Genomic DNA, 23724 nt, shown 5'->3' with positions numbered 1-23724 from the left:
GACTTTAAAATACATTGAAAAATATATGAAACTTTTAGTTGTAGGAAGTGTTGCATTCGATGCAATCGAAACGCCGTTTGGTAAAACAGATAAAATTTTAGGAGGTGCAGCCACTTATATTGGGATCACTTCTTCTATTTTGGGCGTTAAATCTGGTATTGTTTCTGTTGTAGGAGGAGATTTCCCACAGGAACACCTTGATATGTTCACAGACAGAGATATAAATATTGAAGGAATTGAGATCGTAAAAGAAGGAAAAACGTTCTTCTGGTCCGGAAGATACCATAATGACCTGAATACCAGAGATACTTTGGCTACAGAAGTGAATGTTTTAGAAAACTTTGATCCGAAAATTCCTGACTCTATGCAGGACGCAGAGATCCTTCTGCTTGGAAACCTTCACCCGGGCGTTCAGCTTTCCGTACTGGAAAAAATGAACAACCGTCCTAAACTGGTTATCCTTGATACGATGAATTTCTGGATGGACTGTGCTTTGGACATCCTGATGGATATGATTGCTAAAACCGATGTAATCACCATCAATGATGAAGAAGCCAGACAGCTTTCCGGAGAATATTCCTTGGTAAAAGCAGCTAAAAAGATCCACACCATGGGTCCTGACTATGTGATCATCAAAAAAGGAGAGCACGGAGCTTTACTTTTCCACGACAATAAAGTATTTGCTATCCCTGCGCTTCCGCTGGAAGATGTTTTCGATCCTACCGGAGCCGGAGATACTTTTGCAGGAGGTTTCGCCGCTTATCTTGCTAAAAAAGGTAAGTTTGATTTCGAGACGATGAAGTCTGCATTGATCGTAGGTTCTGCGATGGCTTCTTTCACCGTGGAGAAATTCGGAACGGAAAGAATTGAAGAAGTAAATGAATCTGATGTGTTCAGCAGATTAAGACAATTTAAAGAATTAACAACATTCGATGTTGAACTGCAATAAATAAGTCTTTTTAAGAAATATTTATAATAAAAAATTTAGAGTAATTCGTTAAGAATTCTAAATTTGCAACTTGTTTAAAATAGTAAAATGACAAATAAACTAAAAATCACTTTTCTTCTTGGGATTTTCATGATGATATTCTCTTCAAACATGAATGCTCAGCTAAAACCGGGAGAATTAGTGGATGGTATTGCTGCTGTTATCGGGGATGAAATTGTTCTGGAATCTGATGTGAATGAGCAGATGAACTATGCCAAACAACAGGGAGCTTCACAGACTGATAAATGTGACTTCCTTGAAAACCTGATCAGCAACAAGCTTCTTGTATACGAAGCCAAAAAAGATACATTAATTGAAAACCGTTCTGCTGCCATTAAAGAGCAGGCGAATGCGAAATACCGTCAGTTACTTTCCCAGTTCCCGGACGAAAAAACTATGCTTACTGCCTATAAATTCAGAAATGCATTTGAAATGAAAAACGCTATCGAAAAGATAGACGTGGATCAATACTACGGGCAGGCAAAATATCAGCGTATTACTGAAAAAGCAGACGTAACACCCAATGAGGTTACCGATTTCTATAACCTGTACAAATCGCAGCTTCCGGAAGTGAAAGATGAGATTTCTTTAGCTCAGATCATGATGTATCCTAAGCTTACAGAAGCGCACAAGGAAGATCTTATCAAAAGATTAAAGAAAATCAAGCAGGATATTGCAGGCGGAGAAACCTTCGAAAGCCAGGCTAGAATTTATTCTGAAGATGAAGGATCTGCTGCAAACGGAGGATTGTACAAGAATATTTTTAAAGGACAGATGGTAAAACCGTTTGAAGCGGCTGCCATGAACCTTCAGGAAAATGAAATCTCAGAACCTATTGAATCTGAATTCGGATATCATATCATCCAGCTGATCAAAAAATCAGGGAAAGTATATGATGCGAGACATATCCTGTTAAAAGCTACTCCTACAGATGATGAAATGAAAACGGCAAAAGCAAAACTGGACAGTATCAAAGGTCTTATTGTTGCCGGTAAAATGACATTTAAAGATGCCGCTTTTAAATTTTCAGATGATAAAAGAACAAAGTTCAATGCAGGAATTATTGCAGGAGCAGATGGTTCTGATAAAATTGAAAGAGAAAGTATTCCAGGAACGATCAGTTATGAATTAGCCGGTTTGAACAAAGGAGATATCACCGCCCCTTTTGAAGATGAGGACAATAAAAGAAAAGTGGTAAAGATCATCAAACAGGAAGATGTGATTCCTGCTCACCAGATCACAATGGAAACGGATTACAACAGGATCAAGCAGATGGCGCTTAATAAAAAGCGTAATGAAATGATTGAAAAGTTTGTCAACTCTAAACTACCGACAACCTTTATCTCCATAGACGGACGTTACGATGCCTGTAATTTCAAAGCCAACTGGAAAAAAGAATCGATCAAAAAATAAATAGAAAACCTTCAGAAATTCTGAAGGTTTTTTTATTTCAATACTTATCATCTTTCTAAAAAAATTATATTGAGATCATAAATCTAAAGTAATGCGGGTTTCGGGTTTCCGGAGTACGGGTTGCTGATTTTAGAAAGTTGCGAGTTATGAGTTTCGGGCTATGAGTTGCGAGTTGCTGATTGCAGGTTTTTGGGTTTGAGAATAGTAGTGTTTTTTGAGTAAACAATTTCGAATCAATGACTCATAATTGCCACACATAACTCGATATCTCGAAACCCGCACCCTCACCCCAAAACTTTTTAAGTAAAACATATTGGAAGCAATTGGCTCAACTAGCAACCAGCAACTCGCAACCTTCAAAAACCCGCATCCCAAAACTTACAGCTTCCAGTGATTTTATTTATTTTTTACCTCTTGAAAACCGAGGTTTTTATTATTTTTACGCATGAGCAATTTTATAGATTTCAATTCAGCTAAAAAGCTTCAGGAAGCTCAGGCTGGCCAAAATAGAATTACCGAACTTTTTAATATACAATACCCTGTTATTCAAGCCGGAATGATATGGCACTCAGGATGGAAGCTGGCTTCGGCGGTTTCCAACTGTGGCGGATTGGGTCTGATAGGCGCAGGAAGTATGTATCCTGACATCTTAAGGGAGAATATACAGAAATGTAAATTGGCTACGGATAAGCCTTTTGGCGTGAATGTTCCCATGCTGTATCCCAATTTGGAAGAGATTATCCAGATTATCCTGGAAGAAGGCGTGAAGATTGTTTTTACCTCCGCAGGAAACCCTAAAACCTATACGGAAACCCTTCAGAAAGAAGGAATAAAAGTAGCCCATGTAGTTTCTTCAACCAAATTTGCTGTAAAATGTGAAGAAGCCGGAGTAGATGCAGTCGTAGCCGAAGGCTTTGAAGCCGGAGGGCACAACGGAAGAGACGAGACTACTACTTTATGCCTGATCCCGAATGTGAAAAAACATATTTCCAAACCGCTGATTGCCGCAGGAGGAATTGCATTGGGCTCACAGATGAAGGCAGCCATGATTCTAGGGGCAGATGGCGTACAGATCGGTTCCCGTTTTGCAGCCACTCTTGAAGCAAGTGCTCATGAAAACTGGAAAAAGAAAATTACCGAACTTAATGAAGGCGACACTCATCTTACTTTAAAAGAGCTGGCACCCGTAAGAATGGTTAAAAATAAGTTCTTTGGCGAGCTGGAAGAGATATACCAGTCGGGAAGAAATAAAGAGGCTCTGATTGCTTCTCTGGGTCGCGCAAGGGCCAAACGCGGAATGTTTGAAGGAGATATGGAAGACGGCGAACTGGAAATAGGGCAGGTTTCCGCCTTAATTGATGATATATTACCTGTAGAAACTGTTTTCAACAATTTACTCAAAGAGTTTAAGGAAGCAACAGCACCGGTTTTATAAATAGAGGAAAAGATCAATGGAAGAACGAATAATTGAAGTAAGGGAACAGAAACTTTATATCACCTGTAATAACTCATTTGAAGGAAAACCTGTACTTGTTTTTCTGCACGATTCTTTAGGCTGCACACAGCTTTGGAGAGATCTGCCTGTAAAATTGTCTGAACTCACTGGCTGTAATATTTTAGTGTATGACAGACTGGGCTACGGAAAATCCGGGCCGATGCTGACCCATGAGAGACCTGTCAATTATATGGAATTGGAAGCCGATTTGCTGAATGACCTTTTGATTAAGCTTAATATCAGCAATGCTATTCTCTTCGGACACAGTGATGGCGGAACGATTGCATTGATCACAGCAGCGAAATATCCTGAGAAAGTAAAAGCTGTTATCTGTGAAGCAGGACATATATTTGTAGAAGATGTAACGTTAAAAGGCGTTTATGATGCATGGGAAGCCTATAAAACCACCAATCTGGCGGAACGTCTCCAAAAGTACCACGGTGATAAAGTGGAAACACTTTTCAGAGCATGGACAGAAACCTGGACCCGCGAAGACTACAGAAGCTGGAATATAGAATATCTGCTTAAAAATATTCAGTGTCCGTTACTTTTTATCCAGGGAGAAGCTGATGAATACGGAACTTTGGATCAGGTTGAAAAAACAGTTTCCCAGGTAAACGGACCCGCAGAAAAGTACATAATTCCCGGAGTAGGGCATACGCCGCATAAAGAAGTTCCGGAGCTGGTTCTCAGTAAAGCAGCAGAGTTTATCGCTGTAAATATCTGATTACAAAGGAAGAAAAGACTTTGAAAAAGATTTTACTTGTACATAAATAATGCATAAAGATTCATTTGTACAATTTTCTATACAAAAAAAGCTGTAATCTTTGGTTTACAGCTTTTTTTGCGTGCTTTTTTGTATGATTTGTCTTTCTTTATTATGCATTTTTTAACGGAAATCAAAAAGTAAGAATTAATATCTGAGATAATTTTTAAATTATTTTTTTGAGCTTCTAAATATTTTTTCTCAAAGATATTAAGGATAAATTTTCTCCTTTGTCATACTGCGATCTTACACAAAAGATACAATCCAAATCGCATGAAAATACTGTAGTGATCTTTATTTTTGAATCATCAGTAAAGAGATTTTCAAATGGTTTTGATCTAATGAATGTGATCTATTGGTGTTGAGAAATGGATGTTTTTCATGATGGGGGATGCAATTTTTTGCATCTCCTTTTTTATTTTTTTATCTTGATTCTTGATTCTTGATTCTTGATTACAAGATCCTAAGCTCCTCCGCTATATTTTCCCTGGCCTGCACTTCATACTGATCCCTGAATTTTTCAGTTTTAAAAATGCTTTCAAGCTCAAGAAAATGTCTGAGCACCTTTCTTCTTCCCGGTTTGTACAGAAGATTAGGATAAATGGAGTATTCCTTCCGGATCTGCCGCGTGTATTCCATATAAACGGATAGTTCCTTTCCCAGAATGGCAAGATCAGCATCGAGAAGATAATTGGTGTCCGTATCAACAGCTTTTTGATGAGATTTTGTGGCTAAGATCTGTTCTGAAACTTTTGAAATTATATTTTGATCTAAACTCAGTTTTTGAAGTCTCTCCGCGGCAAATAATGCGCTTTTCTCTTCATTGGATTTTGACGTGGCATCATAAATCACATCGTGGTAAAACACAGAAAATGAAATGGCTGTGAGATCTGCAATAGTACTTTTCACAGTTTCCAGTTCCAGAAACATGTTTTCAAGATGCAAAAGATTGTGATAATGCCTGCCTTTCTCTGAATAGCGGATTTCTATTTCCTGCCAAAGACTATCGATGAGGTCCTGGTTTTCTGTGTAGGAGAGACCAAGAACTGTAAATTTTTCTTTCAGATTCATGACGAATGAAGATAAAAAAAGGAACTTTAAAAAGTTCCTTGATTTGCTTCCAGTACAGCTTTCAGTTCAGCCCAGCCTCCGCCGTTATGACCGTCCTTCAAACCTTGTCCGTTAAGATATTCCAATGCTTTTCCGCTTCTGTTTCCGCTTCTGCAGAACAAAATCACAGGCTTTTCAACAGCTAGAATCTCTTCTTTTCTGTCTTCAACCTCTCCCAGAGGAATATTTTTGGCTCCGTCTATATTTCCGTCCATTTCAAGCTCCATTGGCTCACGGACATCGATCAATTCATAATTTCCTGATTGTATAACTTCTATTAAAGACATAAGTATTCAATTTATAGATTAAAAAATAAGAACGAAAATACGTAATTTTTTTCTGAAAAAAGTCTTAAAATTTTTAGAAAAGGGTATAGCCCAGAATTATTGATGCCGTTCTGTAATCAGAACTCAGAAAACGGTAGTTTCCAGTCAGACTTCTTGCCGTTCCGACTCTAACTTCAGCACTGAATCTGTCATTGTATTTAAATCCGGCTCCAAATAGAAAATTGCCTCCCGGTTTCACTTCAATGGATTGTTGCCCCTGAGTAAAACTTGAACTCATTTTAAAATCTATAAGATAGCCTGCGTTCACAAAAACCTTTGAGTTATTGCTTAGGAAAAAATAATGTCTTATACCAAAAGGAACTTCTATCGACTTATAGTCTATGTTGCTTTTCATTTTGTATTCAAAGAGAGTGCCCGGACTAACAGTTTCTTCTGCTTCACTTTTGTATGACTGATACGTTGGTTCCACGAAAATGGCCCATTTGTTTTTATTAAACGGTAAAATAAATTCAGCTTCAAGTCCTATTCTGAATGATGTTTTATTTGCAAAATTGGTTTTATCAGTAGAGTAGAAACCTGCATAGGTGGTACTAAATGAAGAAAAATTAATTCCGGGTCTGATATTCAGATTAAAAAGATCCCTTTTCTCCTTTTCCTCTTCATATTGTAAAACTCCGCCGCCGGAACACTGATTATACAGAACAAAGAGATTGGTTAAGTTTTTTTCTTTGTATTCTGCTTTTTCAAGAACCTTACTGTTTATACCGCAGTCCAGATTTTCAGCGATCTGCTTTTTATATTCTTCATTATAGGCAACCTTGTTTTCAGTAACGTAATAAGGTTTGTAAATAAGCTGCTGAGGCTCAGAGCCGTTTATGCTGTAAAAAAATCTTTTTGTATCTCGGCCGTTATAGTATAAAAGGGATGCTTTTCCCTCTATCATATATTTCAGGAATATAGTTTCTTCCTTAAAATCCGGAGCTTTTTCGTCAGACATCCTGTTTAGGTTGGCAGAAGACCGGTCCATCATCACCTTTTTTCTTATATATTTGCTGGTTCCATCGATGCTGAATTCCTGGATATTTTTGATGCTTTCCTTTTTGATTTCTCCCTTTTCTTCGGACTTATATTCAAATTCAACAGGATTATTTCTCCAGTCTAAATTTTTAATAAATACTTCTGTTTTTTCACCCGAGTTGTTAATGAAGTATCCTTTTTCAAATTTAATTTGTGCATAAGAAACACTTGCAGCCAGAATAGCAATCAGCAGACCGGTTTTTTTCATAATTTATGGTTTCGTTTTTTTTATAAATGTGTTAAATCTCTATTTAAAATAATGATTTTTTTAACCGCCGCAAATATATAAATTAATCTTAATTTTGCAAGGTGAAAATTCTCAATTCCAATGCCGGAAAACACGCTCAGTTAATAAAGTCCAAAGCAGAACGTTTTGGATTTCAGAGCTGCGGTATCTCGAAAGCGGATTTCTTAGAAGAAGATGCACCTAATCTTGAAAATTGGTTGAAAAATAACTTCCATGGTGAAATGAAATACATGGAAAATCATTTCGATAAAAGACTTGATCCAAGGCTCCTTGTAGAAGGTTCGAAATCTGTTATTTCACTTTCTTACAACTACTTTCCTGAAGAAAAAATTTCTGCCCTGGAAAATTATAAGATTTCCAAATATGCTTACGCTGAAGATTATCATGAAGTAGTGAAAGAAATTCTCCGCGAGATGGTTTCAGAGCTGCAGGAAGAAATAGGAGAGTTTGGCTTCCGGGTTTTTGTAGATTCTGCGCCTGTGATGGAAAGAAGCTGGGCAAGGAAGTCAGGCATTGGCTGGGTTGGGAAAAATGCCAATCTTATTACCAAACAGAACGGCTCATTTTACTTTTTGGCAGAAATCATCTGCGATTTGGAACTGACTCCTGATCATGCCACCACAGATCATTGCGGGACCTGCAGAAAATGTATCGATGCGTGTCCTACAGATGCAATTGTCTCCGATAAAATCATTGATGGAAGCCGCTGTATCTCTTATGCCACAATAGAGCTGAAAAATGAAATTCCGGACCATTTTAAAGGAAGAATGGAGGACTGGATGTTCGGATGTGATATCTGCCAGGACGTTTGCCCATGGAACAGGTTCTCTGCACCCAACCGTCAGGCGAAATTTGCACCCAACGAATCACTGAAAAGCTTTAAGAAAGAAGAGTGGAAGGAAATTACCCAGGAAATATTCTCCGAAATATTCAGAAAATCTCCGGTGAAGAGAACCAAATTTGCCGGCCTGAAACGAAATATAGAGTTTCTGGAACGATCTTCGGATAGCGGTTTATAGTTGCGGGTTGCGGGTTTGAGAATAGGAGGGTTTAAGTGTTTTTGAGCTATAAATGATATTCTCGGATTGTTGGATACGAGTTGCTTGGAACATTTTAAAGTTGGAAAGAATAAGTCCAAAATTTTGTAAGAATGATAAAGATTTGTAAGTGAGATTTCTACCGGAGGCTGAGGCTCTCGAAGCCACCGCTAGTCGCGGGTTGTGTTCATTACCGTGAAATGTCAATTTTGCTTCGCAAGTCAATAGTCAATTTATGGCAATTTTAAAATTCACAATTGACCATTCGCTCATTGACAATCTTTAGTGTGAAATGTCAATTTTGCTTCGCAAGTCAATAGTCAATTACTGCAGTTCTAAAATTCACCATTCACTCATTGACAATTGCCCCATTCTCTATTCACAATCTTTTTTTATCCAAAATTTTGGTGACAAATCCTCATCTGGAATTTTAAGGTTCCAAAACTCAGGAGGATAACCAGCCATCCCTTAAGCAGTCTGCTTTAAGGAGGATAAGATCTAATGGTATAAGAATCTTTAAAAAGCTTTTCCTAAAAAGAAAAATTGACTCTCAGGAGACGGAAGTCCCACCGAAAATCAACGTTTTTTTTGTACTCTTTTTGGAGCTGTTTTTACTCTTACTTTAAATCTTTTTTGGGATTTTGTATTTTTACGCATATTTGTGAATATTTCGTAACTAAATTTAATCAATTTTTCGATTAAAACAAATACTTTTACAGAAAATTGAAGATTAAATTTTATTAAACATGAATGTGAAAATTGTATTGATTTATATCCTGAAAACGCTGGGAGTTATTGTAGGAATTGTTGCGCTTTACGTTGTTCTGGCGCTTGTACTGCCGTTGATAGAAGTTTCTGCAGAAGATGACGGGCAGCCGAAAGATATTCCGATTTATATCTATACCAATGGCGTTCATACCGATATTGTGATGCCTGTAAAGAATGATCTTCAGGATTGGGGAGCAAAAGTTCCGTTTTCCAATACAAAATCAAAGCGTACGGATTATAATTATATAGGAATAGGCTGGGGCGATAAAGGCTTTTATCTTGATACCCCGACCTGGGCGGATCTGAAGTTTTCCACGGCTTTCAATGCTGCATTCTGGCTCAGTGATTCTGCTATGCACTGTTCTTATTATAAAACTATGAAAGAAGGGGATGACTGTAAAATGATCATGATCAGCAGAGATCAGTACAAAAAACTGGTAAAATTCGTGGAAGATAAATTTGACAGGGATCAGAACGGAAACTTCATCCTGATTCCTACAGATGCTGTTTATGACGTTAATGATGCGTTTTATGATGCGAAAGGGAAATACAGTTTCCTCAATACCTGCAACACCTGGTCGAACGATGCGCTGAAGGCTGCCGGACAGAAAGCCGCTCTTTGGACAGCATCAGATTTTGGGATTTTCAGACATTATAAATAGTTTTAATGAAGATTATTGCCGTTCTTCTGGCTATTCATCTGGTGTTTTCCTGCAGCTACGAGCCTAAGGAGAAACGTGTTCCGGTAACAAATTCTGTTGTAAAAGAGCCGCAAAAAACTGAACCTGATTTCTCCAAAATCGAAGCTAAAGCTGAAGAAGCCCTGAAATTCTGTGTTGCAAAAAAATTCAGTACAGATTTCTGTATCCTGATCGATATGAGCATCCATTCCGGAGTCAAAAGATTTTTTGTCTGGGATTTTAAAAAGAAATCAGTGATCAGGGAATATCTCGTTGGTCATGGTTGCGGTTCCAACCCATGGAGCTTTGACGGTTCAAAGGACCGCCCTGAGTTCAGTAATGAAGACGGAAGCCATCTTTCATCTTTGGGAAAATATAAACTGGAAGGAAGAGGCCACAGCGAATGGGGAATTAATGTCAAATACCTGATGCATGGCTTGGAAGAAACCAACAGCAATGCTTTGAAGAGATATATTGTATTTCACTCCTGGGATCAGATGAGTGATGACGAAGTTTTTCCAAAAGGCTCCCCGGAAGGCTGGGGCTGTCCTACGGTTTCCAATAATGCCATGAGAGAAATAGACCCAATGCTACAGAAGACCCGGAAGCCGGTTCTGATGTGGATGTATCAATAAAATATACACAGAAAACATGAAGCACCGCCTTTTTCGCGAACAGCAGCTGAATTGTACGATTGAAACAGCTTGGAAATTCTTTTCCGGAGCCGGTAACCTTTCCGAGATTACCCCAAAAGACATGAATTTCATTGTACTGACCGCAATGGAAAATGATGAGATTTATGAAGGAATGCTGATCGATTACTATGTTTCACCGCTGTTTGGAATAAAAATGAAATGGCAGACCGAAATCATTAAAGTAGATTTCCAGAAAAGCTTTATTGACTTTCAGAACAAAGGACCTTATAAATTATGGCACCATCATCACGAGTTTATTCCCAATGAAAAAGGAGTCCTGATGAAAGATACTATAGATTACGAACTTCCGCTGGGATTTTTGGGTGAAATAGCGCACGCTCTTTTTGTCAGGAAGAAATTACAGCATATTTTCGATTACCGGTATGCCGTGCTGGAAAAAATGTTCAAATAAATCTCAATTGAATTAATATCACATCTGCTTAATCGAATCAATGATAATTGATTCTGTTTTTGCCATCTTAAAATAGGCAGTATTAAAATAGAAAACTTGCGTTAAATTTTTTATGTTTTAAAGGATAAAAGCCGCCCCAAAAGGACGGCTTTCTTTATTGTCTTACTAATCTGCGTCAATCGTGCAGATCTGTTATGTTATTTGATCAACTGGATATTAACAGCAGAGAATCCTTTTGGAGACTTTTCTTTCTCGAAAGAAACCTTGTTCCCCTTTTTTACAGGATGAGCACAGCTGTTGTTGTGGAAGAAAATATTTTCTTTGGTATTGTCTTCCGTAATGAATCCGTATCCTTTTTCACTGTGGAAAGTGATGATTCCTGACTTTCTGATATCTTCCTCCATAATAGGAGCAGCACCAAGCTGGATGTCATCAATGTTTACTTCCTGTCTTTCTCTGTCTTCAGGAGGTGTAGGAGTAAGTCTTCCGAATTCATCTACATACATGAAAACATCTTCCGATCCTTTGTTGTTGTTCGTTTTACGATCTTCGCGTCTCAGCGCTTTTTCTTTTTGCTTTTGAATTTTTTTCTTGAAATTTTCTTTTTTAGAAAAAGAGTCTGCCATAAATTATTGTAGTATTTAATTTTAAATTGTAATATTTGTTACCTGATCTGCCGTGTACTTGTAAAGTCTGCGGTTGTCCGTCCGTCCTTCTTTGTGAAACCAAACGCCAAAGTTGTATCTGGGCTGTTTATGAATAAAAGAAGTCATTTTAAAAAATGAGGCGTCTGAAAAAGCGGGGACTGAAAAGAATGATTTTCTAAACTATAACAGAGGGCAAAGGCATCGGCCTATTAATTAATGTACAAATATACGACAATTAACCGAATAAACCTATTTTAAATCATTGATTATCAAAAAAGTATTTTGTGTTCTCTGAAAAAGGAAGTATTTGTTTCATTATTTGTCTTGTTTAAAATAAAAAAATCCTCAGGATTCTGAGGATTATAAAAAAAATATATTATAAAAATGAAGTGGTGTATAATACGGTTCATGGAGCTGCAAATGCTGTGCCTAAAAATCACTTATTTTGGAGATCTATTGTGCGGATATTGAATATCAGGCCGTTTGAAGAGTGTATCCTGCTGGTATGTAATGTGATATATTTTATAAAAGTTTCTGAAAAAAAATATTGTTCTTAGATTTTAATTAATGTTTTGCTCTGATAGGTGTGGGAAATTCGGAATTCATTACAGTTTCCGAAAGATTCACCATGATGAATTGGCGGTCTTTGTCCATCTTTGTTTCAGTAACATTTAAAAACAACACATAATGTCAACACAAGATGTCAAAGGAAAAGTAGTATTAATTGCCGGAGGCGGCAAAAATTTAGGAGGATTGCTGAGCAGGGATTTTGCTGCAAAAGGTGCAAAACTGGCGATTCATTATAACAGTGAAAGCTCAAGAGCAGATAGTGAGAAGACTCTGGCTGAAGTTCAGGCGCTTGGAGCAGAAGCATTCCTGTTTCAGGGAGATCTTACCAAAGTAGAGAATATTAAAACATTCTTTGATGAAGCCGTAGCCAGATTCGGAGGGATAGATATTGCGATCAATACCGTAGGAATGGTGCTTAAAAAACCTTTCGGCGAAACCACGGAAGAAGAATATGATACCATGTTCAATGTAAATTCAAAATCAGCTTATTTCTTTCTTCAGGAAGCCGGTAAAAAACTGAATGACAACGGTAAAATCTGTACGATCGTTACTTCATTGCTGGCTGCATATACAGGCTTATATTCTACCTATGCAGGGGCAAAAGCTCCGGTAGAACATTTTACAAGAGCGGCTTCCAAAGAGTTTGGAGGAAGAGGAATTTCTGTAACGGCAGTAGCGCCGGGTCCTATGGATACTCCTTTCTTTTACGGGCAGGAAACTGAGGATGCCGTGGCTTATCACAAATCTGCGTCTGCATTGGGTGGATTAACGGATATTAAAGATATCGCTCCATTAGTAGAGTTCCTTGTAACCGAAGGATGGTGGATCACCGGACAGACGATCTTCGCGAACGGCGGATATACGACGAGATAATCAGGGCTGGAAGAGGGAAGAGGGGAGATGGAGGTTGTGAAAGCGGGCTATGATAAATGTAAGTCTGCCAATCACTTCCATCCTCCCTCTTCTGACTTCCTTTCTCCTAACCATTAAAATTTAGAAGACAAAAGTTATATGAGCTGACTTCCAGAAATCTTCAGGCTGATAGTAACTTCCATCCTCCATCCTCTGACTTCCCTCCTTCATATACACTTTTAAGCCGTTCATAAGCCGCAATTCCCATTCTTTTCCATGATTTTTTAACTTAGATTCATGAAACAGAATTTCTATCTCCGTTCAGCATTGTCGGTTATTTTACTGATGCACAGTGTAGTCTCTATTTTCAGCGGAGATGTCAATGATTTTGGGCGTCTTTATCTGGATACCATCGGTTTCAGCCCGTTCGGGATCTATCTGGCCTGGACCGTGAAGCTGATTCATCTTTTTTCTGTTTTTCTGATCTGGTCGGACCGGTATGTTAAAGCGGTTTCTGTGGCTCATATTTTGATCCTCATGCTAGGAATTTATTTAGTACACTGGCAAAACGGCTGGTACGTAGTAGGTGGCGGGACCAATGGAATTGAATTTAATGTTTTGCTCATCTGTTGTTTCTTACAGCTTATATTTACAAAATACCTTTACCAATACAAAGAAAACCGGAGTTCGTAGACGCTTAGTTGGGGTTGTATGTTTTATATTTTTATCTCATGCCGAAATATAGTATTTTGCATAGTAAATCCCATCACCTTTGAAACCAGACAGAAAATCAAAATTATATGTGCATCTGCTCTTTTGGATCCTGTACTATATTCTGGAGGTTTATCTGGATTTTTACTGGTCAAGGTATCAGTTTCCCGATGCAGAATGGCAGACAAGGCTTCAGAATACAGTGCTTCTGGAATTCGGCTATCTTTTGATCAAAATGCCGATGGCGTATGCACTGCTGTATGTTTATGAAAAAAGCGGAATCAGGAAATTTCTGAACTCCATTTTCTATTGCTTTATTATTGTTGCAGCCGTTCTGGCGCACCGTTTTTTTACCCATTATATTATTTATCCCCACATCTATGGAGTTGTGGAAACACTGGATGGAAAAGAACCTTCTGGGTTTATCAACGGGCTGGTGGTTTTCAATTCCTTTATGGATCTTATTTTCCTGGCAGGCTTGATTTTCGGCGTGGAAATTACCCGGCAGAAAAATGTTTTGAAGGAACAGTTCTCGCAATTAAAAGCAGAAAAGCTGGATCAGGAGCTGACGATGTTAAAAGCCCAGATCAATCCTCATTTTCTCTTTAATACCCTTAATAATATCTATGGAATGGCGCTTAAAAAAGCCGATGAAACGCCTGATGTCATCCTGCAGCTTTCCAAAGTGATGCGGTATAATATTTATGAGGCTGCGGAAAGATATATTTCGATAGATAAAGATGTGGAAAATATCAGGGATTTCCTGCAGATCCAGCAGATCCGCCACCATGATCTGGTGATCCGTTTTAATGAAGATATTGATCATCCTTCCCAGGAAATTTCACCGCTTATTCTGATCCAGTTTGTTGAAAATGCTTTTAAACATGGTGTTTCTGAGACTTTGGGACAGAGTTTTATTCATATTGATATTCAGCTGAAAAGCGGCATTCTCCATTACCATATCGAAAATTCAAAAGAAGAAAAACCCCACGGAAATTCTACAAAAATAGGCCTGAAGAATATCCGAAGACAGCTTGAACTGCTTTACCCAAAGCATATTCTTACCGTTGAAAGTACCAGCGACCGCTATATTGTAACCTTAATTATTGACCTGAATGACTCATCCCGTTTCTAAAAAATACAACTGCATTATCGTAGAAGACGAACCGATAGCTGCAGAAATCCTTGAAAACTTCGTGTCAAAGGATGAAGAACTGCATCTGGTAGAAAAATGTTCAGATGCGGTGTATGCCGGAAGTATCCTGAACAGGCAGGATATCGATCTCATGTTTCTGGATCTGCATCTTCCGGTGATAAAAGGCTTTGAATTCCTTAAAAAACTGAAAAATCCGCCTTTGGTTATTGTTACTACGGCCTATCATCAATATGCTGTGGAAGGCTATGAGCTGGATATTGTAGACTATCTGATGAAACCCATTCCCTATGAAAGGTTCACGAAAGCGGTTGAAAAATTCAAGTATCTTATGAATGCGGAAGAGGCTTTACTGGAAGCGGCAGACCGTGACCATATTTTTATCAGCAGTGGAAAAAAACAAATAAAAATTGTTCTTCACGATATTTTTTTCATTGAAAGTTTACGGGAGTATATCCACATTCACACCAAAGCGGGAACCATTACGGTAAAAATGCCTATCAGCAGGATAGAAGAAAGCCTGGACCCGAAAATGTTTGTCAGGATCCATAAATCTTACATTATTTCCAGATCTAAAATTGAAGTCCGTTCTGCCAGCATGATCCAGGTGAATGGGAAGAAGCTTCCGATTGGAAGGACTTATAAGCCTTTTATAGAGTTTTAGGTTAAAGTTAAAGTTAAAGTTAAAGTTAAAGTTAATGTTAAGGTTAAGGTTAATGTTAAGGTTAAGGTTAAGGTTAAGGTTAAGGTTAAGGTTAAGGTTAAGGTTAAGGTTAAGGTTAAGGTTAAGGTCGCAAGATAACCCATATTTCATATCCCGAACCTCCGTACCTCGTACCCCGTATCCCAAACCTCTAAATCCTTCATAGACCCAAACCTTTATTTGATAGCTTTTTCTTCTGTTGTTCTCTTGTTTTAAGCAATTTTAAAGAAAAATAACCGGTTACTGTAATTAAAATAAATGTGAATGTTTAGTATTCTGACTGAAGAATGCGGATTGGCTTAATAACTTTAAGCCAATTTTTTATTGATGATAACAAAAAAATCTCCGGAAGCCAAAGGCTTCCGGAGATTTTTTTAAACGTATATTTTTTGATTAAGAAACCTTCATTTCCCTTTTATCACGGATACTTTTAATAATAAAGAAAAGTCCGATAAACAGAAACGGGATACTTAAAATCTGGCCCATATTCAGGCTCATTCCCTGTTCAAAATCCACCTGATCTACTTTGATAAATTCTACAAAGAACCGGACGATAAAAATCAATAGAGTCGTGATTCCGAAATAAAATCCTTTTCCTACTTTAAAGCTGTCTTTTCTATACATCATGTACACAATAAGGAAGATCAGAAAATAAGAAACAGCCTCATACAGCTGTGCAGGATGTCTCGGAATCTGGTCCACCTGTGTGAACACAAAAGCCCATGGTGCATCAGAAGGCGTACCTATGATTTCAGAATTCATCAGATTTCCCAACCTGATAAAAGCTCCGGCCAGAGGTGTTGCAATCGCGATAACATCCAGAACAGTCATAAATTTGATGGAAAATTTTCTGGCATAAATCAAAAGCATAATGATAAGCCCGATCCCGCCTCCGTGACTGGCCAGACCTGCATAGCCTGAAAAGTGGTAAGCACCGTCTGCTCCTTTCTGTATCGGAAGGAATATTTCAACAGGGTGCTGGGAGTAATAATCAAAATCATAGAACAGGCAGTGTCCTAATCTTGCCCCCACTAAAATTCCTATAAAAGCATAGGAGAAAAGAGCTTCGTGAGCCTTCTCGCTCAGATTTTCTTTTTTATAAATTGATTTTAGGATCGTGTAGCACAAAACTAGTCCGGCAAGAAATAAAAGTCCGTAATATTTTAGTGGAAATCCGGAGATATTGAAAATTTCGGGACTTACATCCCAGTTAACGTATAGTAAATTCATTGATAATAATTGTGGAATTATTTTTATTCGGGCAAATATAGCGGATATAGCTGTTTTTTAAGGAACAGAACGTAAACTTTAGGATATTTTTAGGGAGGATATCATGTTTTGAAGGGAAAAATTAAATTTAAATTTTACATTTGAACAGAGATACTGTTACAACTTCCGTACATTAGGATACTTCTTAATTGTGATGATTTCGGAGCTTTGTTCCGTTAAATTTAAAAAAAGAAAATTATGCAGACAATATTGGGCGCCAATGGACAGATCGGGGAAGAATTAGCCAGAGAACTTAAGCGGAATTATACATCCGATATTAGGATTGTTAGCAGAAATGCGGCGAAAGTGAATGATACGGATACGGTGTTTTCAGCAGATCTTTCAGACCGGGAACAGGCTATTGAAGCGGTAAAAGGGAGTAAAATTGCTTATTTTACCCTTGGGATGCCCATGAATACGGAATTATGGGAAAAGCAGTTCGAAATTATTCTTAGAAATGTAATCGATGCCTGTAAAATCAACGGAACAAAACTTGTGTTTTTTGATAATACCTATATGTACCCTCAGGATGGCCGCATTCTTACGGAGCAGACTCCTTTTAAGCCTGTAGGAAGAAAAGGGAAGGTAAGGCAGAATATGGCAGATATGATTCTGAAAGAAATGAAAGCCGGAGCACTCAATGCGGTTATTTGCCGGGCTCCTGAATTCTATGGCCCCGGTAAAACACAAAGTATTACGAATACCTTGATTTTTAATAATATAAGCGCTCGTAAAAAACTGAAAGTTCCTTTAAAAGATGATACAAAAAGAAGCCTGATCTGGACACCGGATGCCAGCAGGGCAACTGCATTGATCGGAAATACCCCGGATGCCTATGGACAGACGTGGCATCTGCCGGTGGATGAACATAAGCTTACTTACAGACAGTTTATAGAGCAGGCATCACAGGTTTACGGACAGGAGTTAAAATATTCCGTCATTCCAAAATTTATATTTAAAATAGGCGCGTTTTTGAATAAGCAGGCAAAAGAACTTCAGGAACTGCTTCCAAGATACGGCTATGATAATATTTTCGATGACTCAAAATTCAGAAAACGTTTCCCTGATTTTAAAGTTACTTCATACAAGCAGGGAATAGAGCAGATTAAGGAAGAACAGCAGCGAAAAAAGTAATAATTTTAGGCGTGGAAGTTATGAACAGGACTATAACTGTTCTGTATGCATTCAATAACTTCTCTCTTCAACCTCTGATCTGCTTACTTAATTAATTAAAACTCATGAAAGCACCGGAAAAAATAGCTTCAATCCATGCTCTGCATCAATACCTTCAGCTGAAAAAGCCTTCAAATCCCCTGATTAGCGTTTTTGATTTTACTGAAATTTCAGCAGATGCGGCCAGTCTGAAGAATGCGGTAACTACTGACTTCTATCTTATAGCTCTTAAAAAAGACTGTGCGGGAAAATTCAGATATGGGCAGCAGTATTATGATTTCAATGACGGGATCATGTATTTCACAGCGCCGCAGCAGGTACTCCAGTTTGAAGATATATTGCTGGATGAGGTAAGGGGAAGTGTTTTGGCTGTGCATCCGGATTTTCTACATGGCTATTCATTAGCCGGCGGGATCAGGAAGTATGGTTATTTTTCCTATTCCAGCAGCGAGGCTCTTCATCTTTCCGAAAGAGAGGAAAAATCTGTTACAGATATTATGGAGAATATCAGGCAGGAAACAGAAAACAATATGGACGCTTTTACCCACGATCTTTTAATATCCAGTATTGATCTTCTGCTGAGATACTGCAACCGTTTCTACAACCGCCAGTTCCTCACCAGAAAAAAAGTAAATACGGACATTTTAAGTAAGCTTGAACAGGTACTTGATGATTATTTCAATAATGATCAATTGATCCTCAAGGGAATTCCATCTGTTCAATACATAGCGGGTGAGCTTGACATTAGTCCCAATTACCTGAGTGATATGCTTAGAATTCATACAGGGCAGACTACGCAGCAGCATATTCAGAACAGGCTGATAGAAAAAGCCAAAGAATTACTGTCCACAACATCAATGTCGGTTTCCGAGATCGCTTATCAGCTTGGTTTTGAGCATCCGCAGTCTTTTCATCGTTTGTTCAAAAACCGCGTGTCTGTTTCCCCGCTGGAATTCAGGGATTCTTTTAACTGAAACCTTCAGATATGGTAGGGTGGTCGGGAAGTCAGAGGCTGGGAGAGGGAAGTTATTGAAGTTCAAAGATAGAAATACACCACTGTTTTAATTAATTTTTTAATCCGCATCAACAAATTTAAAAGCAGCTGTTTACTGTTATTGTCTGGTAGTAACTTTCAGCGTCTGTCTTCCGGCTTCCGGCCTTTTAGTCTTAACTTTTATTCCGAATTCAGGGTGAATAAAAAAACCTCTCACATCAAGTAAGAGGTTTTAACGGGCATCAAATAAGAAATAGTATTACTTCTCAATCAATACTCGTTTAAACGTTATATTCAAACTATGCTAACTTTACGTTAACTGCATTTAAACCTTTGTCGCTTTTTTGTACTTCGAAAACTACTTTATCGTTTTCACGGATAGATCTTGTGTCTAATCCTGAAGAGTGTACAAAAATATCTTTACCTCCGTCTGCTGGAGATATAAATCCGAAGCCTTTTGCTTCATTGAAAAATTTTACGGTGCCTTCTTGCATTGTAATGGGTATTAAAAAATTATTGTATTATTTATTTTGTGGGCTTACATAAAGCCGGTTTTTTGTTATTGTATGATTTAATGTGGAGATTAACGAACTAAGCAGATTGATTAATGGTCTATATTGGGAGACGGTACGGGATCTGCCGCAATTTCCACAGGATTTTTCAGGATACTTTCCCCGAATTTACGGACTGCCGAGGGCATGGTGGATGAAAAGAACAGCGTCTGTTTTTTTGCTGAGGTTAGTTTTAAGATCTTTTTTATATCATCCGCACATCCTATATTCAGCATTTTGTCAGCTTCATCCAGTACCAGGATTTCAATTTTGGAAAGGTCAATAGATCTCTGGCTTACCAGGTTTAATAATCTTTCCGGAGTTGCGATTAAGATATCCACTCTTTTTCTGAGAGCAGCCAGCTGGCTTCCCGACAATACCCCTCCAAAAATAGCGAATTGTGATAATGGCAGATATTTACTGTAGATTTTAAAATTTTCTTCCAGCTGCAGGACGAGTTCCTTGGTTGGAGCTAATATCAAAGTCCGTATTTCTTTATGATCTGGTGTATTTCTTTTTAAAAGTTGAAGAATAGGCATTGCAAATGCTGCCGTTTTTCCTGTTCCGGGATGAGCATGTCCTATAACATCCCTTCCCGCTAAAATATGGGGAACAGCCATATACTGTATTTCTGTAGGTTTGGAATATCCGGCTTCTGTAACGGCACGGACAATAGGATTTATTAAATTTAAATTTTTAAAACTCATCATATTCTACCGGATATCCGGTTCTGAGTGGCCAGATCCGTTAAGATCTGAATTGTTGTCTTGTATTAAGTATAATGATTCTCAATCAGGATAGGCATTATCTTTAATTATTGTTTTACTTTGCATTAACCTGATCATACATTCAATGGAATATATATACTGAGGAGTGCAATATCGTTCATTCTCAAGCCAGGGTCTTTTTGAAGAGCCATACTGTCCTGAGCTTTATAACTGCTTTTTTAAACCTGAAAACCAAGCAGGCAGTATTAAAAATTATTTAAAAAAATAAATTTTAACCGGGCAGCTGAAAAAGCAAAACTGAAAAGAAAAATGAGGATTTTAAACTTACAGAATAGCAGAAGGCAGAGGCCTGTTTTTATAAATGCTTTGCAAATCTACAATAAAGAAATTGAATAATAACAGGTTTAAATAATTGATTATCAAAAATTTATTCGTAGATTTCGCACGTTAACTGAATTGTTTGCAGCCAGCGGATAATTTTAAATCCGTACCTATGCAGATTTCCGTTCCTTCACCCAGCCCCCAGCCTCAAGCTCTGGAATCCCACTCAGACCAGCATGTGAGAATTGCCTATTTCATTATGGTTCATCACAAGCCGGAAGTATTCAAGTCTATGTTTCAGAAGATTTACACGAGAGATCAGTTTTACCTGATTCATATCGACCGTAAGGCGAAGGAGGAGATTACCGATGAGATTCAGATGTACCTCGTAAAGTTTCCCAACGTCTATATTCTGGAGAGCATCAACATTGTTTCGGGCGGATTCAGTATGATTCAGGTGGAACTTGATGCCATGGAATTTCTGCTTAATGTAAGTCAGGAATGGGATTATTTCGTTAATCTGAGTGGTGAAGACTATCCTTTAAAATCACAGAATATCATCAGGAAATTCCTTACGGCGAACAATGGGCGTAATTATCTTTTCTATTATGACCAGAAGTTTTACCGTCCGGATACGCTGCAGAGGATACAGAATCATTTCACGGAACTGTCTTATAAGATCTCATCCCTTATGTACAAAAGAGAGTTTATGAAAGGAGTGACCCCTTACATAGGCGGAAAATGGGTGATTTTCACCAGGGATACCTGCGCTTTTCTCGCCAATAACAAAAGAGTGATGAATTTTGAGGATTACTATCTCCATACATTTCTGCCGGCAGAATCATTTTTTCAGACCGTACTGATGAATACCTCGTTCAATGACCTCATTGTGAATGATGACAAAAGAGCTGTCATTGAAAAATCCATATTCGGAAAGAAGCAGACGGCGGAGGAACTCATTCTTTTTCTGAAAACCACCAATCATCTTTTCATCAGAAAAATCAATGATAAAACGGAAGAAGAAGTGCTGAAGTACATTGCAGAAAGCTATGATTTCCCTTTGCCGAATGTAAATGAAGTGGAAAGAGAGCTGAAAATAGACCGAAGACAGGATAATTAACCCTGTATGTGCTAAAAATTACCATCCGATTTTTTGAAAGTGAATTTAAATAAAACCTCCTGCTATTAACAAGAGGCCAATAAACATGTAAACTGTTTCAATTTAAATGTTCTTTAACTATAAATCAAGACATTGAATATCGCTATCTGAAATAATTTTCATTAAAATCCCCATGACGGGGATAGTAGAAATATAAATATTGTGTTTTTTTAAGCTCTATTTCTGTATTAAATGTAAGGGATTCAAAATGAATACTACTACAAAAAAGCATTTATTTTCAATGGGTTATACCTTTCAGGCCTCATAGAACAGCATACAGATGATTCCTGACAAAGCCGGATCTCCGTACATTGATGAATAAACTCCAATATGGTTTATGCATGAATATAGATCACGATTCAGGCTGACAAGTTTTTAGTTGAAATTGAAAAGGAAGTAAAATAGGTCTTAAATTTCGCCCATCACGTACATATTCTCCATGGTAGGAACTGCGCTGCCTCCCTGCTTTTCAAGGGTTATAGCGAATGCCTGCGCATTTGGAATCTGGGCAAGGGCTGTTTTGCTGTCTTTTTCTTCGGTATACATTCCGGCGCTTACAGGTTTCCCGTCGGCAATAGCCCACAGCTGGTACTGCATTCCTTCCGGTGCTTTCGGGAGATGTTCAGCATTGAGGTACACCTCTTTTGTTTTTTTATCCCAGAAAACCATGGCTTTGGAATCCGTATGCTTTTCTACACCTTTCAGCATAACCATCTGCATATCAGGATTGGAAACCATGCTCATTTTCTGATTCATTTTTTGCATCGCGAGGTCCTGATTTTTTTTCTCGGTCTGCATCTTGGCAATTTCCTCCTTGGCTTTAGACTGGTTATTCATCCAGAAAAGATTCCCGGCCGCACTGATTAAGAATAATACAGAAGCGGCAACAGCATATGTCTTCCAGCTGCTTTTATGCTGAGGCTTAATGTCCTGTTGAGGCCTTACAGCTGGAATATCCTGAATAACCGCAGGCTGCACTTCTTCCGCAGTCTGTTCCTGCTGGATCTTATTCCAGATCTTAGATTTTAAGTCGGATGGAGGTGCTACAGCCTGGCTGGTTGCCAGATCTTCCAAAGTTTTTTGGGCTTCTTCAAAAGCCGCCTTCACTTCGGCATTGTTTTTCATCACACACTCCAAAATCCCTGCTTCCTCGGGAGAAGCAAAACCTAGAATATAAGATTCTATAATTCCGGATGATATGTATTCTTTAGTGTTCAATTTATTGATAATCTTTTAACAAGTCCTTTAATTTCATCAGTGCGTTCCGCATTTTGGTTTTCACCGTTCCAAGGGGTATCTTCAGCTTTTCCGATATCTCGTTCTGAGTATATCCCTGGTAATAAGCCAGGTTAATAAGTTCCTGTTTATCTGTTTCCAGACCTTCAAGCACATTATTAAATCCAATAAAATCGGACGAATTATTAGTCGTTGAAAGTTCTGTAGAGTTATATACGAAATCCGGAAGTGGCTGGTTTTTAAGTTCGTTCTGAAAAGCTTTTGATTTTAAATAATCAATTGCGGTATTTCTCGCAATATTAATCATCCAGGTATAAAATCTTCCTTTTGATGAATCATACTGATGAGCGGCATTCCAGATTTTAACAAAAACATCCTGAATGATTTCTTCCGTATATTCTTTTGACTGTACAATTCGGAGAATCACCCCATACAGGGCACCTGCATAGTGATCATATAAATAATGAAAGCCGGTTTCGTTTTTTTCTTTCAGTAAAACGATAAGCTCTTCTTCCGAATAGGTTGTTTTAATAGCTTGTAATTTTTCATTCCAAATGTAATAAAATAAAACATATAACAAAGAACATCCGAAAAATCTTTTATATCGTAAATGATTTTAAGGAATCCTTTAGAATGATCAAATATGAAAATAAAAAATATAAAGATGTTTTCGGTTTTTGAT

The 23724-nt window shown here is 38.0% G+C and carries 24 protein-coding genes; 15 read left to right on the top strand and 9 right to left on the bottom strand.

The window, feature by feature from the left end:
- Positions 1-25 precede the first annotated feature (25 nt).
- The 4 genes from JET18_RS19210 (at position 26) to JET18_RS19195 (ending at position 4623) form a co-directional block, all read left to right on the top strand.
- Positions 26-949: a PfkB family carbohydrate kinase gene (locus tag JET18_RS19210; protein ID WP_202093819.1), complete on the top strand. Its 924-nt coding sequence runs from the start codon at positions 26-28 to the stop codon at positions 947-949.
- An 87-nt stretch (positions 950-1036) separates the two neighbouring features.
- Positions 1037-2401: a peptidylprolyl isomerase gene (locus JET18_RS19205; protein ID WP_202093817.1), complete on the top strand. Its 1365-nt coding sequence runs from the start codon at positions 1037-1039 to the stop codon at positions 2399-2401.
- Between the two features lie 445 nt (positions 2402-2846).
- Positions 2847-3836, top strand: coding sequence for an NAD(P)H-dependent flavin oxidoreductase (locus JET18_RS19200; protein WP_202093815.1), 990 nt, complete (start codon positions 2847-2849; stop codon positions 3834-3836).
- A gap of 16 nt (positions 3837-3852) precedes the next feature.
- Positions 3853-4623: an alpha/beta fold hydrolase gene (locus JET18_RS19195; RefSeq protein WP_202093812.1), complete on the top strand. Its 771-nt coding sequence runs from the start codon at positions 3853-3855 to the stop codon at positions 4621-4623.
- A 492-nt stretch (positions 4624-5115) separates the two neighbouring features.
- Here the strand turns inward: JET18_RS19195 and JET18_RS19190 are convergent, their stop codons facing one another.
- The 3 genes from JET18_RS19190 to JET18_RS19180 all read right to left on the bottom strand — a co-directional run bounded on the left by JET18_RS19190 (position 5116) and on the right by JET18_RS19180 (position 7344).
- Positions 5116-5733, bottom strand: a complete 618-nt coding sequence (locus JET18_RS19190) for an HD domain-containing protein (protein WP_202093809.1) — start codon at positions 5731-5733, stop codon at positions 5116-5118.
- A 26-nt stretch (positions 5734-5759) separates the two neighbouring features.
- Complete coding sequence (locus JET18_RS19185; protein WP_202093807.1) at positions 5760-6059, bottom strand: rhodanese-like domain-containing protein; 300 nt, start codon at positions 6057-6059, stop codon at positions 5760-5762.
- Between the two features lie 73 nt (positions 6060-6132).
- Entirely contained in the window at positions 6133-7344 is a 1212-nt protein-coding gene (locus JET18_RS19180) for an outer membrane beta-barrel protein (RefSeq protein ID WP_202093805.1), read from the bottom strand.
- Between the two features lie 101 nt (positions 7345-7445).
- Here JET18_RS19180 and queG point away from each other — a divergent pair, with 101 nt between their 5' ends.
- The 4 genes from queG to JET18_RS19160 all read left to right on the top strand — a co-directional run bounded on the left by queG (position 7446) and on the right by JET18_RS19160 (position 10975).
- Positions 7446-8402, top strand: a complete 957-nt coding sequence (gene queG / locus JET18_RS19175; protein ID WP_317193275.1) for a tRNA epoxyqueuosine(34) reductase QueG — start codon at positions 7446-7448, stop codon at positions 8400-8402.
- A gap of 770 nt (positions 8403-9172) precedes the next feature.
- Positions 9173-9850 carry a TIGR02117 family protein gene (locus JET18_RS19170; RefSeq protein ID WP_394369526.1) on the top strand — a complete coding sequence of 226 codons (678 nt, stop codon included), beginning with the start codon at positions 9173-9175 and terminating at the stop codon, positions 9848-9850.
- Positions 9851-9855: 5 nt separating this feature from the next.
- Positions 9856-10503, top strand: a complete 648-nt coding sequence (locus JET18_RS19165; RefSeq protein ID WP_202093801.1) for a murein L,D-transpeptidase catalytic domain-containing protein — start codon at positions 9856-9858, stop codon at positions 10501-10503.
- A gap of 16 nt (positions 10504-10519) precedes the next feature.
- Positions 10520-10975 carry an SRPBCC family protein gene (locus JET18_RS19160; protein WP_202093799.1) on the top strand — a complete coding sequence of 152 codons (456 nt, stop codon included), beginning with the start codon at positions 10520-10522 and terminating at the stop codon, positions 10973-10975.
- 197 nt (positions 10976-11172) lie between these two features.
- Here JET18_RS19160 and JET18_RS19155 read toward each other — a convergent pair whose 3' ends face one another.
- Positions 11173-11601: a cold-shock protein gene (locus JET18_RS19155; RefSeq protein ID WP_202093797.1), complete on the bottom strand. Its 429-nt coding sequence runs from the start codon at positions 11599-11601 to the stop codon at positions 11173-11175.
- Between the two features lie 708 nt (positions 11602-12309).
- Here JET18_RS19155 and JET18_RS19150 point away from each other — a divergent pair.
- The 4 genes from JET18_RS19150 to JET18_RS19135 all read left to right on the top strand — a co-directional run bounded on the left by JET18_RS19150 (position 12310) and on the right by JET18_RS19135 (position 15572).
- A complete protein-coding gene (locus JET18_RS19150; protein ID WP_202093795.1) occupies positions 12310-13065 on the top strand; it encodes an SDR family oxidoreductase in 756 nt (251 codons plus the stop codon).
- A 276-nt stretch (positions 13066-13341) separates the two neighbouring features.
- Positions 13342-13737: a DoxX family protein gene (locus JET18_RS19145; protein ID WP_202093793.1), complete on the top strand. Its 396-nt coding sequence runs from the start codon at positions 13342-13344 to the stop codon at positions 13735-13737.
- Between the two features lie 79 nt (positions 13738-13816).
- Positions 13817-14890, top strand: coding sequence for a sensor histidine kinase (locus tag JET18_RS19140; protein WP_202093791.1), 1074 nt, complete (start codon positions 13817-13819; stop codon positions 14888-14890).
- On the top strand, positions 14871-15572 hold the full coding sequence (locus JET18_RS19135; RefSeq protein ID WP_202093789.1) for a LytR/AlgR family response regulator transcription factor: 702 nt from the start codon (positions 14871-14873) through the stop codon (positions 15570-15572). The genes JET18_RS19140 and JET18_RS19135 overlap by 20 nt, the downstream gene beginning before the upstream one ends.
- A gap of 432 nt (positions 15573-16004) precedes the next feature.
- On the opposite strand, the gene lgt is transcribed toward JET18_RS19135, so the two are convergent.
- Complete coding sequence (gene lgt, locus JET18_RS19130; protein WP_202093787.1) at positions 16005-16841, bottom strand: prolipoprotein diacylglyceryl transferase; 837 nt, start codon at positions 16839-16841, stop codon at positions 16005-16007.
- A gap of 237 nt (positions 16842-17078) precedes the next feature.
- Between lgt and JET18_RS19125 the strand changes: the two genes are divergently transcribed.
- Entirely contained in the window at positions 17079-18014 is a 936-nt protein-coding gene (locus JET18_RS19125) for an NAD-dependent epimerase/dehydratase family protein (protein WP_202093785.1), read from the top strand.
- Positions 18015-18118: 104 nt separating this feature from the next.
- On the top strand, positions 18119-19027 hold the full coding sequence (locus JET18_RS19120; RefSeq protein WP_202093783.1) for a helix-turn-helix domain-containing protein: 909 nt from the start codon (positions 18119-18121) through the stop codon (positions 19025-19027).
- Positions 19028-19346: 319 nt separating this feature from the next.
- Here the strand turns inward: JET18_RS19120 and JET18_RS19115 are convergent, their stop codons facing one another.
- Together JET18_RS19115 and JET18_RS19110 are read right to left on the bottom strand one after the other, a co-directional pair.
- A complete protein-coding gene (locus JET18_RS19115; RefSeq protein ID WP_034741125.1) occupies positions 19347-19541 on the bottom strand; it encodes a cold-shock protein in 195 nt (64 codons plus the stop codon).
- A 110-nt stretch (positions 19542-19651) separates the two neighbouring features.
- The gene (locus JET18_RS19110; RefSeq protein ID WP_202093781.1) at positions 19652-20308 is read right to left on the bottom strand and encodes a DEAD/DEAH box helicase; all 657 of its coding nucleotides are present in this window, start codon (positions 20306-20308) and stop codon (positions 19652-19654) included.
- Positions 20309-20819: 511 nt separating this feature from the next.
- Here JET18_RS19110 and JET18_RS19105 point away from each other — a divergent pair.
- Complete coding sequence (locus JET18_RS19105; RefSeq protein WP_202093779.1) at positions 20820-21767, top strand: beta-1,6-N-acetylglucosaminyltransferase; 948 nt, start codon at positions 20820-20822, stop codon at positions 21765-21767.
- Positions 21768-22214: 447 nt separating this feature from the next.
- Here JET18_RS19105 and JET18_RS19100 read toward each other — a convergent pair whose 3' ends face one another.
- Complete coding sequence (locus JET18_RS19100; RefSeq protein WP_202093777.1) at positions 22215-23024, bottom strand: anti-sigma factor; 810 nt, start codon at positions 23022-23024, stop codon at positions 22215-22217.
- A gap of 1 nt (position 23025) precedes the next feature.
- Positions 23026-23622: an RNA polymerase sigma factor gene (locus JET18_RS19095; RefSeq protein WP_228728597.1), complete on the bottom strand. Its 597-nt coding sequence runs from the start codon at positions 23620-23622 to the stop codon at positions 23026-23028.
- Positions 23623-23724 lie beyond the last annotated feature (102 nt).

Origin of the sequence: Chryseobacterium endalhagicum (genome assembly GCF_016745235.1) — a bacterium.
Taxonomy (GTDB): Bacteria; Bacteroidota; Bacteroidia; order Flavobacteriales; family Weeksellaceae; genus Chryseobacterium; species Chryseobacterium endalhagicum.
Note: the sequence above shows the minus strand (reverse complement) of the source record. Positions and strands in the feature narration are given on the sequence as shown.